Annotated in this window: 18 protein-coding genes; 2 read left to right on the forward strand and 16 right to left on the reverse strand. The window is 53.8% G+C overall.

Annotated elements, in window-relative coordinates; genetic code table 11:
• Positions 1–2 precede the first annotated feature (2 nt).
• Entirely contained in the window at positions 3–1,637 is a 1,635-nt protein-coding gene (locus ARCH_RS05455; RefSeq protein WP_013170285.1) for a GAF domain-containing sensor histidine kinase, read from the forward strand.
• A 108-nt stretch (positions 1,638–1,745) separates the two neighbouring features.
• Here the strand turns inward: ARCH_RS05455 and ARCH_RS05460 are convergent, their stop codons facing one another.
• From ARCH_RS05460 to ARCH_RS05495, 8 genes are all read right to left on the reverse strand, one after another.
• On the reverse strand, positions 1,746–2,369 hold the full coding sequence (locus ARCH_RS05460) for a response regulator (RefSeq protein ID WP_013170286.1): 624 nt from the start codon (positions 2,367–2,369) through the stop codon (positions 1,746–1,748).
• Positions 2,370–2,409: 40 nt separating this feature from the next.
• The gene (mutM, locus tag ARCH_RS05465; RefSeq protein WP_013170287.1) at positions 2,410–3,264 is read right to left on the reverse strand and encodes a bifunctional DNA-formamidopyrimidine glycosylase/DNA-(apurinic or apyrimidinic site) lyase; all 855 of its coding nucleotides are present in this window, start codon (positions 3,262–3,264) and stop codon (positions 2,410–2,412) included.
• Positions 3,265–3,273: 9 nt separating this feature from the next.
• Positions 3,274–3,981: a ribonuclease III gene (rnc, locus tag ARCH_RS05470; RefSeq protein ID WP_013170288.1), complete on the reverse strand. Its 708-nt coding sequence runs from the start codon at positions 3,979–3,981 to the stop codon at positions 3,274–3,276.
• 2 nt (positions 3,982–3,983) lie between these two features.
• Positions 3,984–4,535, reverse strand: coding sequence for a YceD family protein (locus ARCH_RS05475; protein WP_013170289.1), 552 nt, complete (start codon positions 4,533–4,535; stop codon positions 3,984–3,986).
• Positions 4,536–4,602: 67 nt separating this feature from the next.
• Positions 4,603–5,109: an ATP synthase subunit B family protein gene (locus ARCH_RS05480; protein WP_013170290.1), complete on the reverse strand. Its 507-nt coding sequence runs from the start codon at positions 5,107–5,109 to the stop codon at positions 4,603–4,605.
• Positions 5,106–5,582, reverse strand: a complete 477-nt coding sequence (gene coaD / locus ARCH_RS05485) for a pantetheine-phosphate adenylyltransferase (RefSeq protein WP_013170291.1) — start codon at positions 5,580–5,582, stop codon at positions 5,106–5,108. The genes ARCH_RS05480 and coaD overlap by 4 nt, the downstream gene beginning before the upstream one ends.
• A 4-nt stretch (positions 5,583–5,586) precedes the next feature.
• Positions 5,587–6,150 (reverse strand): 16S rRNA (guanine(966)-N(2))-methyltransferase RsmD, encoded by a 564-nt coding sequence (rsmD, locus tag ARCH_RS05490; RefSeq protein ID WP_013170292.1) that lies wholly within the window; start codon positions 6,148–6,150, stop codon positions 5,587–5,589.
• Positions 6,151–6,164: 14 nt separating this feature from the next.
• Positions 6,165–8,390, reverse strand: coding sequence for an ATP-dependent DNA helicase RecG (locus ARCH_RS05495; protein WP_013170293.1), 2,226 nt, complete (start codon positions 8,388–8,390; stop codon positions 6,165–6,167).
• Positions 8,391–8,623: 233 nt separating this feature from the next.
• Here ARCH_RS05495 and rpmB point away from each other — a divergent pair, with 233 nt between their 5' ends.
• Entirely contained in the window at positions 8,624–8,815 is a 192-nt protein-coding gene (gene rpmB / locus ARCH_RS05500; RefSeq protein WP_013170294.1) for a 50S ribosomal protein L28, read from the forward strand.
• 120 nt (positions 8,816–8,935) lie between these two features.
• Here rpmB and ARCH_RS05505 read toward each other — a convergent pair whose 3' ends face one another.
• From ARCH_RS05505 to murA, 8 genes are all read right to left on the reverse strand, one after another.
• Positions 8,936–9,694, reverse strand: coding sequence for an iron ABC transporter ATP-binding protein (locus tag ARCH_RS05505; RefSeq protein WP_013170295.1), 759 nt, complete (start codon positions 9,692–9,694; stop codon positions 8,936–8,938).
• A complete protein-coding gene (locus ARCH_RS05510; RefSeq protein ID WP_013170296.1) occupies positions 9,691–10,692 on the reverse strand; it encodes an iron chelate uptake ABC transporter family permease subunit in 1,002 nt (333 codons plus the stop codon). Before ARCH_RS05510 ends, ARCH_RS05505 begins: the two co-directional genes overlap by 4 nt.
• 1 nt (position 10,693) lies before the next feature.
• Positions 10,694–11,665: an ABC transporter permease gene (locus ARCH_RS05515; RefSeq protein WP_013170297.1), complete on the reverse strand. Its 972-nt coding sequence runs from the start codon at positions 11,663–11,665 to the stop codon at positions 10,694–10,696.
• A 59-nt stretch (positions 11,666–11,724) separates the two neighbouring features.
• Positions 11,725–12,747 (reverse strand): siderophore ABC transporter substrate-binding protein, encoded by a 1,023-nt coding sequence (locus tag ARCH_RS05520; protein WP_013170298.1) that lies wholly within the window; start codon positions 12,745–12,747, stop codon positions 11,725–11,727.
• Positions 12,748–12,891: 144 nt separating this feature from the next.
• Positions 12,892–13,866, reverse strand: coding sequence for a thiamine-phosphate kinase (gene thiL, locus ARCH_RS05525; protein ID WP_013170299.1), 975 nt, complete (start codon positions 13,864–13,866; stop codon positions 12,892–12,894).
• A 9-nt stretch (positions 13,867–13,875) separates the two neighbouring features.
• Positions 13,876–14,994: a D-alanine--D-alanine ligase family protein gene (locus ARCH_RS05530; protein ID WP_013170300.1), complete on the reverse strand. Its 1,119-nt coding sequence runs from the start codon at positions 14,992–14,994 to the stop codon at positions 13,876–13,878.
• Between the two features lie 70 nt (positions 14,995–15,064).
• Entirely contained in the window at positions 15,065–15,880 is an 816-nt protein-coding gene (locus ARCH_RS05535) for a lysophospholipid acyltransferase family protein (RefSeq protein ID WP_013170301.1), read from the reverse strand.
• Positions 15,881–15,899: 19 nt separating this feature from the next.
• Positions 15,900–17,222, reverse strand: a complete 1,323-nt coding sequence (murA, locus tag ARCH_RS05540; protein WP_013170302.1) for a UDP-N-acetylglucosamine 1-carboxyvinyltransferase — start codon at positions 17,220–17,222, stop codon at positions 15,900–15,902.
• Positions 17,223–17,406 lie beyond the last annotated feature (184 nt).

Genomic DNA, 17,406 nt, shown 5'->3' on the forward strand with positions numbered 1-17,406 from the left:
CAATGGATTCCAAACGCCTCACAGAAGTAGTCTCCCACGCACTTCAACTAACCGGACAACTCGATCGTGACGCCGCGTACCAACACTTCGTCGATTCCGCACGCCATCTTACAGGCGCACGCTACGCGGCCCTCGCTGTGCTCGATTCCCACGGCGAAACAATGGAATTCATCCAATCAGGAATGGATCCGCACGCAGCCCACATGCTCGGGCGGCCACCGCGCGGGCACGGCGTTTTCGCAGACACGCCTGTCAAAGGCTGGCTGATCGTCAATGATCTCGAATCATACCTTCACCGTTATGGGTTCCCAGAAGGCCACCCTGTTATGCGCAATTATCTAGGCGTGGCCGTCTCAATACGGGAACAAGTTTGGGGGCGCCTCTACCTCACCGATAAACTCGGCGGTTTCACAGATGATGACGGGGCGCAAATGGAAATCCTGGCACAAGCCGCTGCTATCGCCGCTCAAAACTCCCAAATGTTCGCCCGTTCCCAAAACCGGGCACGCTGGCTCACAGCATCCCAAAATATCGTGTCCTCACTTTTGGAAGGCTCTGAAGAAGACGAAGCGCTTCAAGTGATCGTGCACGAAATGCGCATCGCAGCCCAAGCCGATGCCGCCATCATGGTGCTTCCCTCGATCCAAGATACATGGGTGTCCGAAATCGTGGATGGGGAGGATGCAGACCACTTGCTTGGTATTCGGTTCCCGGCGGCCGGGCGCGCAATGACCGTTGTGAACGAACAAGCAGGCCTTGTGGTTGATTCTATGCAACGGCTACGCACTGTGCGTGTAGAACAGCTCCGGCACTACGGGCCTGCACTGTATGCGCCACTTGCATCAAAATCAGCGGGAACTGGGGTTATCATCTTACTCCGGAACATTGGCTGCGTAGAATTCAACTTGCACGATCTGGCCATGGCCGAAAATGCCGCGAAGCAGGCAGCAATCGCACTTGAACTAGCCGAAGCTCGCTTGAACGAAGAATTAGCATCTGAGCTCGATGAACGCTCCCGAATCGGGCGTGATCTTCACGATCTAGCTATTCAGCAGCTCTTCGCTTCCGGCATGCATATCACCGCTGTGAAAGAAGATCTAGCTGCCAAAGGCTATGCAGTGGAAGTTGGCACGGCACTCGATCAGGCGATTTCTTCCATCGATGAATCTGTGCGGCAAATCCGCGTGATCGTCCAATCATTGCGGGACGATTCTGCTTCTGTGGCACTGGTTGAACGGCTTCAGCAAGAAACCAAGGTAGCACTGCAGGTGTTGAACTTTGCTCCATCGTTGATCATCAGTTGGAACGGCGAAGTCACCACATCAGAAGATACATTCGCGCTGATCGATGACGCTGTTGGTTCCGATATTTCTGATGATGTTGTTGCGGTTGTTCGCGAAGGCCTATCCAATGTGGCGCGGCACGCTCACGCGTCGTCTGTAGCAGTGCAGCTCACCGTAGATCCGTCCCACGTAAGAATCGACGTGATCGATGACGGCCGCGGAATCAAACAATCTCTTGGCCGGCGTTCCGGGCTGTCCAATCTAGCAGCCCGCGCCCGCCGCCATCACGGCAGTTTCACGATCTCACCACACACCCGTGGCACCTGCGTATCGTGGGAAGCCCCGTTAATGTAGCTACCCCTATTGACGTAAAATTCACTTATTTCCGGCGATAGATCCATATAAGGCCCCATCACCGGAAATAAGTGAGTTTTACGTTAAGCACCAGCTATACAACAACGATCAGTTGCCCGAGTTACGCCAACCTGCAGCACGCTGGCCGGCAACCCAAGCCGCCACCTGAGTACGGCGCTGCATGCCCATCTTGGATAGCAACGAAGTGATGTGGTTCTTGACTGTCTTTTCCGCAACGCCCAGTTTTTCACCGATTTCACGGTTGGAGAGGCCATCGCCAATTAGTTCAAGCACCTTGCGTTCAGAAGGGGTAAGATCGGCAGTCGGATCATCATGATCTGCACGGCGGCGCGTAACAGTACGCTCATCTAGCAAAACACGCCCATCGGCAACGGCCCGAATCACGTCAGTGATTTCCGCGCCACGCACGGACTTCAGCAAGTAAGCCTTCGCGCCAGCATCGAGGGCTTCTGCGAGGGCGTCGTCATCATCAAACGAGGTCAACACAATACACTTCACTTGTGGAACACGTTCGTGGAGTTCCCGGATAATATCAATGCCTGTTCCATCAGGCAGACGAAGATCAACCAAGGCAACGTGGGGAATCATCAGTTCCGCACGCCGTACGGCTTCAGCCACAGAACCGGCTTCAGCAATCACTTGGAGACCGCTTGCACGATCCACGACTTCGGCAATACCACGACGTACCACTTCGTGATCGTCGATAATCATGACACTTATTGGTGTAATTTCTTCACTCACGCTTCACAGTTTACAACGAACGCCGCTGACATGCCGGGCACACGTGGGACGAACGGTTCATGAAAACTAACCGTTCGATCTGTGTGCCGCATCGTTCACATGCGCATCCAGTTTTCCCATACACGTTCAACGAACGATCAAAATATCCCGATTCTCCGTTAACGTTTACATAGAGCGAATCGAAGGACGTTCCACCCACGGCCAGTGCCGCCGCCATCACGTCCCGGGCGGCCTCATACACATCCCGTATCTGAGTCAACGTCATAGCCGACGTGATCTTCTTCGGATGCACACGCGCTTCCCACAAGGCCTCATCAGCGTAGATATTGCCGATTCCAGAGGCAATATTTTGGTTCAGCATGACCCGCTTAATTTCAGTTCGCCCACGTTTCACCTGCCGTGCCACGCTATAAATATCGCAGTGCGGATCTAGCAGATCACGCCCAATATGCGCTGCGCTTTGCGGAATCAACGCCAAATCGCTGCCCATTCCGCCGGGCCCGCCATCTCCTGTTGCAACAAGCCGATCCGGGTGCAGATGCCCGAACGTGCGTTGGTCTACAAAATCGAGTGCCGTTCCATCAGTAAAGTGAATGCGCGCCCGCAGATGCTTCGAATTACTGTTGATACGGAATTGCCCGGACATTCCCAAGTGAGCCACGAGTGCCCCGGCTTCCGTGACCATCCACAAGTACTTTCCGCGCCGTACAACAGCGGAAATAGTTGCACCAACAACGGGTTCGAGCCCGAATTCAGACATTCGCGCCACACGCGAATGCAACAGGTCCGCACGTTCGATGGTTTTTCCAACGACGTGCGGAACGAGCCCCGCGCGAACGGTTTCGACTTCCGGTAATTCTGGCATTCTGGCTTCTCAGGCGCCGCCGGAGTATGGAGTGCCTTCTACTAGGCGATAGTAGGCATCTTTACATGCGGCGAGTTTAGAGGCTTTGCGCGATGTGGCATCGCCTCTGCCCCATTCGGTTTCCCCGATGAATACGCGCGCAGTGTAGACCTTGGCGTGATCTGGGCCTTCACCTACGATGGTGTAGCTGAGTTCTCCAGCGATCCCCAATTCGCGCGCTTTTTCTTCCATTCCGGTTCGCCAATCGAGCGCCGGCCCCATTTGGGTAGCTTCGATGATTTTGGCGTGGAGGTGGTGGCGCACGGTTGAGATAACAACCCGAAGGCCTCCAGCTTCGTACGTTGCCGCAATAAGTGCTTCCACGGTATCAGCCAAGATGGAATCTTTATCACGCCCGCCGGTGCGTTCTTCGCCTTTGCCGAGCCGAATGTAAGCCCCCAAGTTAAGCCCGCGAGCAATTCCTGCCAATGCGCGTTCAGAAACGGCAGCAGATTTAATCTTGGAGAGTTCACCTTCTGATTTTTCGGGGTAATCGTGGAAGATTTGTTCGGCTACCACGGCACCCAGAATAGAATCTCCCATGAATTCGAGGCGTTCGTTGTTGCCACATTCGTGTTCGAACGCCCACGATCTGTGGGTGAGGGCGAGTGTGAGGAGCTCGTCAGGAATCTCCACACCCCACGCGTCAAGGAGTGGGCTCCGATCCTGTTCGTGCATGATCAGTTGTCCTTCATTTGTTCTGCAAGTGCATCGAGTGCTGAGAACGCTGGGTTGAGGAATTCGTGGCGGTGATCGTCTGGCAGGTTTTCCCATGGTTCGCCGCATTCGGAACACAGGCCTTCACAATCGGCCGAGCACACGGGAGTGAATGGAAGTGCCAGCACGATGGCGTCACGGATCAGTGGTTCTAGATCGATATGCATATCTTCGATAACAGGCATGTCTTCGATCTCATCGTCGCCTTCACTCATCAAAGCATCGCGGCGTTCTGGCCAGAATACGAGTTCGGCCATTGCTTCATCCATCGGCATGGTGATGTTCGTTGCACACCGGGAGCACTGCCCTTGAGCAACGGTTTTAATCTGGCCTTGAACGAAGATGCCTTCAGAGACGGACTGTAACGTGAGCTCCACGTCCATGTCCGCTCCGGCAGGCACGCCGATCAGCCCAACACCACATTCTTCTGGCGCCGGAAAAGTGAGGTCCATGTGTTTGGCGCTTCCGGACGCAACATCAGAAACCGACACAACAAATTCAGACCGCAGATCCATAAGGTCTTCTTTCTCTAAAAACTACATCGTGGAAACCAGCGGATGCTAAAGGATAGATACTACAGGATTACTGTTCTTGTGCTCGCCGTTGGGCAAGGACGCCTTGGCCGGCCGCGATCTGTTCTTGAAGGTGCCCGAGCTGATTGGCGAGTTCTGCCAGCGTGTTTTCGGAGTATTCGTTTGCTCCGCGGATGAGTTGGCTAGATTTTTGTTGTGCTTCGTCAATGATCCGGGTGGCTTGGGATTTGGCTGCCACGGTGATGTGATCTTGAGCCACTAGCCGTGAGGCTTGTTCGCGCGCTTCAGCAAGGATGGAATCGGCTTCGTTGTGTGCGTTGCGGAGTACGATGTCCGCATCTTCGCGTGCTTGATCGGATACGCGCCCGGCTCGGGAGAGTACAGAATCGGCTTCTTTGATTTGATCCGGCACGATATCGCGTGCGGTTTCGAGTAGATCGAGTACTTCAGATCGGTTCACAAGGACTGATGCCGATAGAGGCATGTTCTTTGCGTTTGCGATGATGTCATATAGTTCATCGAGGATTTCGAGGAGGGATTCTCCGGTATCGCTCATGCGTTCACCTTTTCTTTCAATGCGTGGGCAACGTTGGCTGGGACGAGATCTTCGTAGGGGCCACCGTATTGTGCTAATTCTTTCACGAATGAGGATGCAATATGTGCAAGACTCGGTTCTCCCATGACAAACACGGTTTCTACGCCTGACAGGTGCCGGTTGAGGAGTGACATGGGAAGTTCTGAATCGTAATCTGCAGAGCCGCGTACGCCTTTGACGATTGCGTTGGCATTATTTTTTTGGGCGAAGTCCGCGATGAGCCCATCCACGAGTTCCACGGTAACGTTGGGTATGTGGGCTACGGCTTCGCGCGCGAGTTGCACACGTTCGTCATCAGTAAAAAGATATTTTTTGGCGGAGTTTCGGGCAACAGCCACAATAACGTTTCCGAACATCCGGTGTGCCCGTTCCACCACGTCTACATGGCCGAGTGTGATGGGATCGAAAGATCCGGGGCAGATTGCGCAGCTCATGGGGTTAGTTCTCCTGATCGGCGGTGTTTTGGGCGGTCCAGATTCGCGTATCGCCCCAGGTGCGTTCGTGTTCTGGGGCGAGTTCTTCTGGCCAGGTTGGTGGGGTGCAGCGTTTTGCACGTTCGACGACGACGAGGCCGTCCGATTTCAGATGCCGCGGTAATTCGTGCAGGATGGCGGTTAAGGAATCATCCGGGAAATCGTAGGGTGGATCGAGGATGATTACATCGAAAGGGCCGTCCGTTCCTGGCTGGCTCACATACGTGAGCACCTGGGATTTGATCGCTTTCAATGGCAACTGTGTTTCGCGAGCATTGGCATTCATGGCTCGAATGGCTTCCTCAGCAGAATCTACCCCGATGGCTCGCGTTGCGCCGCGCGATAGCGCTTCCAACGCGAGCGCGCCCGACCCTGCGAAGAGATCAAGAACATCGCATCCATCAACGAAATCACGGTGTTCGAGATGCGAGAAGAGCGCTTCACGGACCCGTGACGACGTTGGGCGTGTGCCAGATTTTGGAACTTTGAGGCTTCGGCCGCGAGCGCTGCCTGCCACGATCCTTGACATGCTCTCCCCTTTACTTATGCTTTTTCTAGATATTCCCGGTTGCGGGAGTTGATATCGGACACTGCTACGGCAAGGGCACGATGATTGCGAAGTTGTGGATCGCTACCTACGAGTTCGCGTGCTCCTGCTCTTGCCTGTTCAATGGCCAGTTTATCCTTGACCACCGACACAAAACGAAGCGAACTTCGTATTCCTGACTGTGATGCTCCTAAAACATCGCCAACTGAACGCAGTGCGACGTCCGCTTCCGCTAACGCAAACCCGTCTGTTGTTCCTGCAAATGCGTCAACACGTTGAGCCGCGAGTGTTCCAGGAGCCGCGTTCGTCACTGCTAAGCACAAACCTGGCTTATTTTTATTTCCCCGACCAACTCGCCCTCGGAGCTGGTGCAACTGGGATAGGCCAAATCGTTCTGCATCCATAATCACCATCACGGTGGCGTCCGGAATATCTACCCCCACTTCGATCACAGTTGTGGCCACAACAAGGTGAACTCGCCCCGCTGCCATATCATTCATCACAGCGTTCTTATCTGCCGCGCTCATCTGGCCGTGAACAACACCAATCGCCACGCCGGCAAACACAGGCAAATTGCGGAGTCGTTCACTTACCGATTCTACATTAGCCATCTCAGGTTGATCGAGATCAGCAGGAAGATCAACCAGTACGGCCTCGTCGTCGGCTTCCTTCGCAGAAATACGCGGACACACAACGAAAACTCGCCCACCCGAATCAATCTCCTCACGCGCCCGCTGCCACACGCGTGCCATCCACCGATCGTTAAACGCGGGAACCACGGAGGTGGACATCGCGGAACGCTCCCGGTTCCCCAACACGGCAACGTCCAAATCTCCAAACACAGTCATCGCAACCGTGCGCGGAATCGGCGTGGCGGTCATAACCAAAAGGTGAGCACCATGCGCCAAACGATCCCGCTGGTCCACTCCAAAACGATGCTGTTCATCCACCACCACCAGGCCCAACGACGGCAACTGGACCTGATCGCCAAGCAAGGCGTGCGTACCCACCACAATCAACGGCGCTCCCGATGCAAGATGGGCCAACGTACGCCGCCGCTGTGCCATACCCAGCGAGCCAGTCAATAACTCCACGCGAGTAGCGCAACTAGGCGCTCCTAACTCCCCTGCAGACGCCAACTCGCCCAGTAGCGCAGAAATCGTCGAAAAATGCTGTTGAGCCAAAACTTCCGTTGGCGCCAACAACACAGCCTGCCGGCCAGAATCCACCACCTGCAACATCGCACGCAACGCAACGATCGTCTTACCCGAACCCACATCGCCCTGTAACAAACACCGCATCGGAAGCGTTCCACTCAACGCCTCACTAATCCGCGCGCCAACCTCAACCTGCGAATCGGTGAGAGTAAACGGCAACCGAGCGTCCAACCCAGCCGCCACACCATCGAGACGTGGAGGGCAGGAGGGAGCCTGCGTCGTCGAAACTTCTGCGGCGCGCTGCGCCAACACAGTCTGCAACACAAAAGCCTCTTCATGAGCAAAACGCAACCGAGCCCGCGACCACTCCTCCACGTCCTGCGGCTGATGCACCGCATGAAACGCTTCAAAACGCGACGGCAAACCATACTTCTCCCGATACTCAGCCGGAAGTAGATCCGGAACATCCGCAGGACTCAACGTACCCAACACGGTGCCCACCGCACGCTCAATCTGCCACGACGGAACTTTCGCCATCGCATGATAAATCGGAATCGGACGCGCAATTTTCGCCTCATCTATCTCCGACTCATCCTCCACCACCTCATACTCCGGATGCGTTAACTGCAACCGGCCACGATACTGCGAAATCGTGCCAGAAAACGTAGCAATCGTCCCCGGACACAACGCGTTCTCATGATACGCAAGCGGACGCTTATGCTTCGCAAAAAAGGTCAAATCAAGATCATGCGCACCATCAGAAATCGTCACATTCAAAATAAAACCAGCACGATTATTCATCGGACGTGACGACGAATCCATCACGCGCGCCACCACAGTCACCGAATCGCCCTCACGCACCGATTCAATAGGCAACAACTCCCCACGCCGCGCCACACGAAACGGAACATGATTCAACAAATCCTCAACAGTCTCCAGCCCCAACTTAGCCAAAGCCTTCGCACTACGCGCCCCCACCAACCGATCAAGCGGACGCGACAAGGCAGTCCACGTATCCGCCGCCAACGCAACACCCGGCTTAACTATTGGCTTTTCTGTGACCATGCCCATCCTCCTTGCATCTGTATGCAACTATGCCAGAAACACGGACTAGAATGACAAGAGGAAGTGGAAACATTTACTCCAACGTAAACACCGGCAACCAGTCAGTGGCGAACAGCACGCTAGAAACACCGGTTATAGCTTGGATTACAGCGGGGTAATTCGATACACTTTTGAAGTTGCCAATTTTGGTAAGGCGCGAAAGCGTCTATTCGTCTTTAATGAAGGAGAGAACCGTGGCGTCTGTATGTGAAGTCTGCGGCAAGGGCCCGAACTTCGGTAAGAGCGTCTCGCACTCCCACGTGCGTACTTCCCGCCGTTGGAACCCGAACATTCAGCGTGTTCGTGCTCTCGTTAAGGGTGCCCCTAAGCGTCTGAACGTGTGCACCTCGTGCCTGAAGGCTGGCAAGGTTACACGCAACGTGTGATCGAAGCTAGAAGCTTTTACTATCTTCCCCAACTTTTTACGGTTGGGGAAGATTTTTTATATGCGGGACTTGTTAGGGCGGCTGGCTGGCTACCATCTAAGCCGTCCCCCTCACAACCCTCTAAAAGTACGAGCACACCAGCGCGCCAGCATCATCTCGCACCACAGAAACGGGTGTTTTGAAGATTCGGGTGAGGGTTTCGCTGGTGCACACATCGTCCACACTCCCCTGCTCGATCACGAGCCCGTCTTGCATGGCAATGATCCGGTCAGCGTAGCGGGTGGCAAAATTGATGTCGTGTAGAACGATCACGATGGTGCGGCCAAGCTCGTCGGCGGCCCGCCGTAGCTGCCGCATCATGTGAACGGAATGTTGCATATCCAAATTGTTTAACGGCTCATCAAGCAACACATAATCGGTATCTTGAGCGAGAACCATGGCAACGTAGGCGCGTTGCCGTTGCCCGCCGGAGAGCTGATCCAAGAATCGGTGTTCCAATTCTTCCAAATCAAGAAAGGCGATGGCCGTATCGATGTGGCGCTGATCTTCGGCCGTCAACCGCCCTCCAGAATAGGGAAACCGCCCGAACGCCACGAGTTGGCGCACAGTCAACCGGGTAACGAAGTGGTTTTCTTGCCGCAAAATGGAAAGGATCCGAGCAACAGCATTGGATTCGGCGGTGGCCACGTCTAGCCCGCCAACAACAATTTCTCCGCTGTCAGGTTTTTGGAGCCGCCCGATCATGGTGAGCACGGTGGATTTTCCGGCGCCGTTTGGGCCAACAAGGGCGGTGATTCCGCCGCGTGGAATGTCAAGATTAACGGGCCCGATGGTTGCTTCGGCAGAATATGTGCGTGTTATGTTGCGTAGGCGTATCACAGGCGTCCCTTTCGCATGATGACGATGAGGAAGAGTGTTCCTCCGATGAGTTCGATGATGATGCTGACGGCGCCTTGAGCGTAGAAGATGTGGCGCATGATGAAGTAGGCGGCGGAGAGTATGGTGTATCCGAGCAGTGCGGAGGCTGGTAGTAGCACACGGTGATCGTGGGTATCCATGAGTACGTAGGTGAGGGTGGCTACGAGGAATCCGAGGAAGGTCATGGGCCCTACAAGTGAGGTTGTCATGGACATGAGGACGGATACCAGGAGGAGTGAGAGTGTGAGGTGGCGCCGGTGGTTGATCCCTAGGTTGGTGGCGGTTTCGCGGCCGAGTGCGAGGAGGTTGAGTGTGTGGGAGCGGAGGTAGATGATGGTTGCGGTGGTGAGGACGATGGGGATTGTGATGGCGAGGTTTGTGGTGTGTGCATTGGAGATGGATCCGAAGAGGCGCGCGGTGAGCACGTCGAATGCGGAGGGTTCGAGGAGGCGTTGCATGAAGGTTGCGAGGGATCCGAGTCCTGCTCCGAGGATGATTCCGATGAGGAGCATGATGTGGAGGTTTCCGAGTTTTCCTGAAAGTAGCCAGGTGTAGAGCGCGACGGCGAGGGCTACCATGAGTGCGGCTTGCGTGAGGTAGATGAGTGGATTATCGAGTAGGGTTGCGCCGAGGATTCCGAACATGAAAACGAACGTGGTTTGGACGAGTTTGTAGAGTGCTTCGAATCCCATGATGGACGGGGTGATGATGCGGTTTTGTGTGGCGGTTTGGAAGGTGATGGTTGCGAAGGATTGGCAGATGGCCACGATTGCGATGATGATCAGGGTTTTTGCACGTATTCCGGCTACGAGCGTCCATTGTTCTGTGCCGAAGGGCATCGGATTTTCCCAGAAGAGGATTCCGATTGTGGTGAGGATTGATGTGCAGATAAGGGTTGCGTAGATGAGGGTTGTTCGACGACGGTGGGCTACGATCTGGTTGATGGTTTTTTGTTGCATCTTATCCTCGCTTTCGTTGGTGGAGGAGGATGGCGATGAAGCCGATGGCGCCGACGATTGAGAGGATGGTGGCTACTGGTATTTCGAATGGTGCAATGATGATCCTGCCGACGATGTCGCAGATTCCTACTGTCCAGATTCCGGCTAGGCAGACCCATGGGAGGTTGGTGCGGAGGTTGTCTCCGCGGATCATGGAGATGACGTTGGGAACGATGAGGCCGAGGAATGGGAGTGATCCGATGACTACTGCGACTACTCCAGTGATGACGGCAACGATGGTGACGCCGATCAGAATGATCCGATCGTAGTTGATTCCAACGTTGGTGGCGATGTCTTTTCCAAGGCCAACCACGGTGAATTTGTCTGCAATAATGAAGGCGATGATGGTGACGATTAGGACTATCCAGATGAGTTCGTAGCGGCCTTTCATCACCATAGTGAAGGATCCAGAGAACCAGATTCCGAGGCTTTGTAGAAGGTTGTACTGCAGGGCAATGAACGTGGAGAATGCGCTGACTACTGCCCCAAGCATGATGCCGATGATCGGGACTACCAGTGACGATTTGAGGGTGACTTTGCGCAGGAAAAGGAAGAAGATCATCGTGCCAGCAAAAGAAAAGGCAACCGCACATACCATGCGTTGAGTAATGGTGGGTTCTGGGATCACGATCATGGCTGTGATAAGCCCTAATCCTGCCCATTCGATTGTGCCGGTGGTGGTTGGTTCAACGAATCTATTTTGAGTCATCAACTGCATAATCAGGCCTGCAATTGCCATAGCAGCCCCGGCTAATACCAGGGCGATTGTGCGGGGAACACGGGTAATGAAGAAAATGTCCCAGCCGTCGGCGGCTGTTGTTACGTGGTACACCCCCGTAAACAAAGAGACACATACGAGTAAAAGTTTCCCTAAAATACCAACCGTGAGCATAACTTTCTCACGGTGCTGCATCATATAATCTCGCATAGTCATCCATCTTCTGCGCGAATAGGCCCTGGCTGGCCGGATAAAATCCGGCCAGCCAAAGGGTTTTAACGTGCAGATTCAAACGCTTCTGCGAGCTTATTAATGAACTGAGTGTAGAGCAGAATATCTTCCGATAGGTAGAAATCAGCTGGCGATACAACTACTTGTTTCTTGGCAACTGCTGGAACATTCTGCAGCGCTTCGGAACCAGAGATAAGTTCAGCGGACGGTGTGTATTCGCCACCATCCTTCGATGCCATCGCCTGATCACGATCGAGCACCACGATCCATTCTGGGTTCGTAGCTGCGATTGCCTCAACCGAAACTTCGTCACCCTGGTGATCTGTGGAGCCTTGCTGCTCCAAGGCTGGAGTCAAGCCAAGCATAGGGAAGAGTGGACCAACCGCACGGCCCTTACCTGGAGCCGCGTAGTTAATGGCACCACCAGAGGTGATCAGCCCCATCACAGTATGCTTCTTATCGTAGGCTTTCTTTGCACGCTCGATAGCTTTGTTGAAATCAGCAACCATCTTCTTAGCTTCAGCCTGCTTATTGAAGATATCACCGAGCATCATTACCTGCTTCGGGAAGTACTCTTCCAACGGCATATCTTCTGGAAGGTTGATATCAACAAATGCCGTATCTTTGGGAAGAACAGATTTCACATTCTCGCTCTGCTTAGCGAATCGTTGGCCGTTAATCACCAGATCGGGAGCAGCAGAAACAAATGCTTCTAAGTTTGGTTCACGGTGGGAACCAAGATCGATGATCTTTGGATTTTTTACGTAATCGCCGTGCAATTGTGGGCTCATGATTGGAAGTGGAGCAGCCTTGAGATCAACCTTCCACTCTTTAAGGATCTGGAAAGAGCGATTATCTGTAACAACAACGGATTTTGGCGACTCTGGAATCTTAACCTTGTTACCAGAGAAGTCCACAATGGTCTTTGGACCCTTTTTCTCAGCTTCCTGGCTTTTCATAGCCGAGTGAGATTCTTTCGCTTCTGGAGTGGATGAGCAACCAGCAAGCACAAGGCCAAAAGAAGCAGTGAGAGCAAGGAGTGCTCGCAACGAACGGCGAGATGCCATAAGGATACCTTTCGGTTAGGGATAGGAAGTTCGACAGATGGGAAGTCTACGACGAACGTCCTAAGGGTATCCTTAGCGACACTAATAATGCAAGATAGAAATTGCGTAAATGAAAAATAGAGAGATTTTGTGATGTACAACGGACTACTGCCGGAAGTGATCCCACCCGATCCGATCTGAATCGATATCCGCCAAATCCAGCGTTAATCGCCCGTGTTCAGCAGGGCCACGCACCTCACCAATCACCGTAAATCCTGCAGGCACAGCACCATCCGCAGCGATCGTCCCAACGAACCCATGATCTTCTCCCCCAGCTAGTGCCCAGTATCGACGATCTGCCCCCAAGCGCCCAGCAGCACTACCCAACGATCCTATGAGCGTGTTCAAAGCCGGCGCATCCAGATCCACCCACACGCGGCTAGCACGAGCGATCCGGCCAAGATCTTTAGCCAACCCGTCTGAGACGTCCATCAGCGAACAGAGCACACCAGATCGCGCGGCAGCCAAAGCGATTTCCACCGGCGGCTTCGGCCGCAAGAAATCATCAATCAGAGCCACAATCCGCGAATCAGGATCGTTCCGATCATATCCCGCCTGCAGGAGTTCATATCCGGCCAGCCCGTGCCCAAGGCTACCGGCAAAAACAACGCGCTGCCCAGGCAACGCCCCGCTACGCAGCAAAGCCGAACGCCCTTCAAGATCACCAATGATAGTCACGCCTACGCTCACCTGTGGCGACGCAACCAGATCTCCCCCGTCCACTCCGACACCAAGCGGAGCACACGCGTCGTTCAAACCACGTGCAAAATCTTCCACCCACGCCACAGGAGTTTCAGGAGGCAACCCCAACCCCACAACAAGTGACACGGGCCGGGCACCCATCGCCAGAGCATCCGCGATGTTCTGCTGAGCCGCCCGATACCCAACATCGCGCCCAGTGGACCAATCCAACCGAAAATGCCGATCTTCAATCAGCATATCGGTAGACACGGTGGTGTGCCCCACCACGTCCAAGACCACTGAATCGTCCCCGTTCGGAACCACGGCACACCCAGCTTGCGGAAGAAGGGGTGTGAATCGTGCGAGCAGTTCGGCTTCGTTAAGATCTTGGACGCGCATGGTACCTCACTATCGCAAACCGGTTGGGCGTTCGAGCGCCAACGCAATCAATTCATCAAGAAGTTGTGAATATGGCAATCCTGTGTTTTCCCACAGAACTGGATACATGGAGAACGGCGTGAAACCTGGAATAGTGTTGAGTTCGATCACGAACGTTTCGCCTTCAGGGGTGAGGAAGAAATCAACACGAGACATGCCTTCACAGCCGAACGCGTCAAACGTGGCGATAGCCTGGGCGCGAATCTTTTCAGAGATTTCTTCTGGCACGTTCGCAGGGATCGACATGGTGAGCCCGTCCGTATCCAAGTACTTGTGCTCAAAATCGTAGAATCCATCTTCTGGAAGGTTCACAAGGACTTCGCCAACAACGGATGCGCGTGGAGTGGTATCGCCACGCCCGCCAAGCACAGCACATTCGATTTCTCGGCCATTCACGCCTTGTTCGATAAGCACCTTTGGATCGTGGATTTGTGCGGCAGCCACGGCGGCAGGAACATCTTCGATTCGTGCAACGCGGGTGATTCCCAACGATGACCCAGCGCGCGCCGGCTTCACGTAAACAGGGAATGACATTTTCGCAACATCGGCCAATACCTGGTCACGTTCATCACGCCACTTGCGCGCAGTTGCAACTACGTAAGGAGCAACTGGCAAACCGGCAGCTTCCAGCACAACCTTCATGTAATGCTTATCCATGCCGGCAGCCGATGCGAACACGCCACAGCCAACGTATGGTACGCCGGCCATTTCCAGCATTCCTTGGATAGTTCCGTCTTCACCAAATGGGCCGTGAAGAAGCGGGAATACCACGTCCACATTGCCCAAAAGTGCAAGATCAGAAGCATTTTCACGATCGTAACGGACAAGCGATTGCGTACCATCACCGGCAGGCAACGTAACAGCTTCGGGGGCTGCTTCCACTTCAAGCAGACCCGCTTCTAGGGTGAGTTGGCTTGCGTCCGTTGCTCCTGGCACCCACGCGCCATCGCGTGTGATACCAATTGGGAGAACGTCATAGCGTTCCGGATCGAGAGATCGCATAACCGCACCAGCGGTAGCGATAGAAATTGAGTGTTCACCTGAGGCACCGCCGTAGATAACGGCAACGCGGATCTTTGAATTCGACATGACAGTAATGTTACCTCAGCCCTCCACCGCCGCGAACACTCACGTGTGTGGCGTTCTAGAACAACGTACGTTAGAGGTGAAAACGGGCTTTCAGACGCGCTTTTTTGGCTTTGCGCATGGCACGTTTCATTTCGTATTCATCGTTGAGTGGATCTCCATCCCGACGTCGGTCCCAGCGTTGTGCCCGAGGTTCCGTTGAGAAGCCGATCGGGTTTTCTTGGCGCATCGGGATAAGGAGTTCCTCAATGGCATCGATGACCTCAGCAGTTGCGGAGGTCAGTTCGTCATAATCAGGATCGTCACTCACCTCGGTTACAAGAGGAGCCCCAAACACGATTTTGGTTCGGGTTTTCGGGCCGATGTGGCGCCAATCAACAGAGTAATCCCACGGGTTTAACAGATGTTCATTACCCCAGTGAGCGCATGGAATCACGGGAACATCCGGATGTGTTGCCATGATCCGCGCGATTCCAGTTTTGCCACGCATTGGCCACATGTCCGGATCGCGGGTAAGGCCGCCTTCAGGGAAAAGAAGGACAACTCCCCCGTTGTCCAAAATATCGCGAATACCGTCGAGTGAATCTTTGGCGTTGGTGGTTTCGCGTGTAACTTTCACTGCGTGTACGCCACGGAGCACGAATGCCACACCAGGTACTTTGAAGAAGTTAGAACCGGCAACAAAGTGGGGTGCGCGTCCGACTTTCATCACTGCTTCCCCGATAATCATGGCATCGAAGTAGCCAGTGTGATTGGCAACGATAACAGCCGGACCTGAACGCGGAATATGTTCGAGCCCTGACAGTGTCATGCGTTGGATGAGCTTGTTGATACCTCGAACGAACGGAGCGATCGACCTTAGAAAAGGTTGTGCTTCTGGAACTTTCACTAGATAGGTGCCTTAACGTTTAGGAGACTCGTTCAACGTTTGCATGTAATGCACGGAGCTTGGTCATGAAGTGTTCGTAGCCGCGGTTGATCAGATCGATTCCTTGGACGTGCGAGGTACCTTCGGCCGCGAGCGCCGCGATCAGGTGGGAAAAACCGCCACGGAGATCTGGCACGGTGATGTCTGCGGCTTTAAGTGGCGTTGGCCCCATGATCACTGCTGAATGGTAAAAGTTTTCCGTACCGAAACGGCATTTTTTTCCGCCTAAACATTCACGATAAACTTGGATATGTGCACCCATTTGGTTGAGGGCACCGACGAATCCAAATCGGTTTTCGTAAACGGTTTCGTGAACGATGGATACACCTGTTGCTTGAGTGAGGGCGACGACGAAGGGTTGTTGCCAGTCAGTCATAAACCCTGGATGAACGTCTGTTTCAATGGGGATCGAGTTGAGCCTGCCTCCTGGGTGCCAGAAACGGATGCCGTTGTCTGTCACGTCAAATTCGCCACCAACTTTACGGAAGACGTTGAGGAAGCTCATCATTGGTTCTTGTTGTGCGCCTTGAACCATAATATTTCCGCCGGTAGCTAGGGCTGCACATGCCCACGATCCCGCTTCGATACGATCTGCTAACGCAAAATGGTTGTAGCCGTGGAGTTCACGAACACCTTCGATCACGATCGTGCGATCTGTGGAGACAGTGATAAGAGCGCCCATCTTCTGCAAGACAGAGATGAGATCCATGATTTCTGGTTCTACCGCAGCACCCCGAAGCTCGGTAATGCCATCGGCACGAACGGCAGCGAGCAGAGTTTGTTCTGTAGCCCCCACAGAAGGGTATGGAAGTGTAACTTTGCGTGCCCTGAGGCCACGGGGAGCAGTGAGGTGAAGCCCGAGTTCTTGAACATCCCGTACTGCTCCGAAATCTTCGAGTACTTGGAGGTGAAAATCCACTGGGCGATCTCCGATGTGGCAACCACCTAGATCTGGGATGAAGGCTTCTCCTAGCGCGTGGAGCAACGGGCCACAAAAAAGAATTGGAATACGTGACGATCCTGCCAAGCGATCCATTTCCGCCGGATCTTCTGGCAAATGGATCTTTCCAGGCGTGATGGTTACGATGCCTGCTTCTTGATCATAATCCACATCCGCACCATGAAGGCGAAGTAAATCTGACACCACATCAACATCGCGAATGAGTGGGACATTGCGAAGGATGGATGTTTCTTCAGTGAGAAGCGCAGCGACCATTGCTTTTGACACGAAGTTTTTAGCTCCGCGCACTGTAATGGTTCCGTGTAGCGGTTGCCCGCCAGTCACTTTCAAAACGCCTGACATGTAATCTCTTTTCCGGACGTGCGTTGTAGTTCGGTTACGTGGACATTCCACAGGGTTAAGAATACAACGATTTTCTTCTCTATGTGACACTGCCTAAACATCCACTTTTCCCCTATATTTTCCGCTATTTCTTTTTGGAAAATTCCTCAAGAAAGGTTGCGTCTCATATTGTGGAATGGCAAAA

The sequence above is a fragment of the Arcanobacterium haemolyticum DSM 20595 genome (assembly GCF_000092365.1).
Classification (GTDB): domain Bacteria; phylum Actinomycetota; class Actinomycetes; order Actinomycetales; family Actinomycetaceae; genus Arcanobacterium; species Arcanobacterium haemolyticum.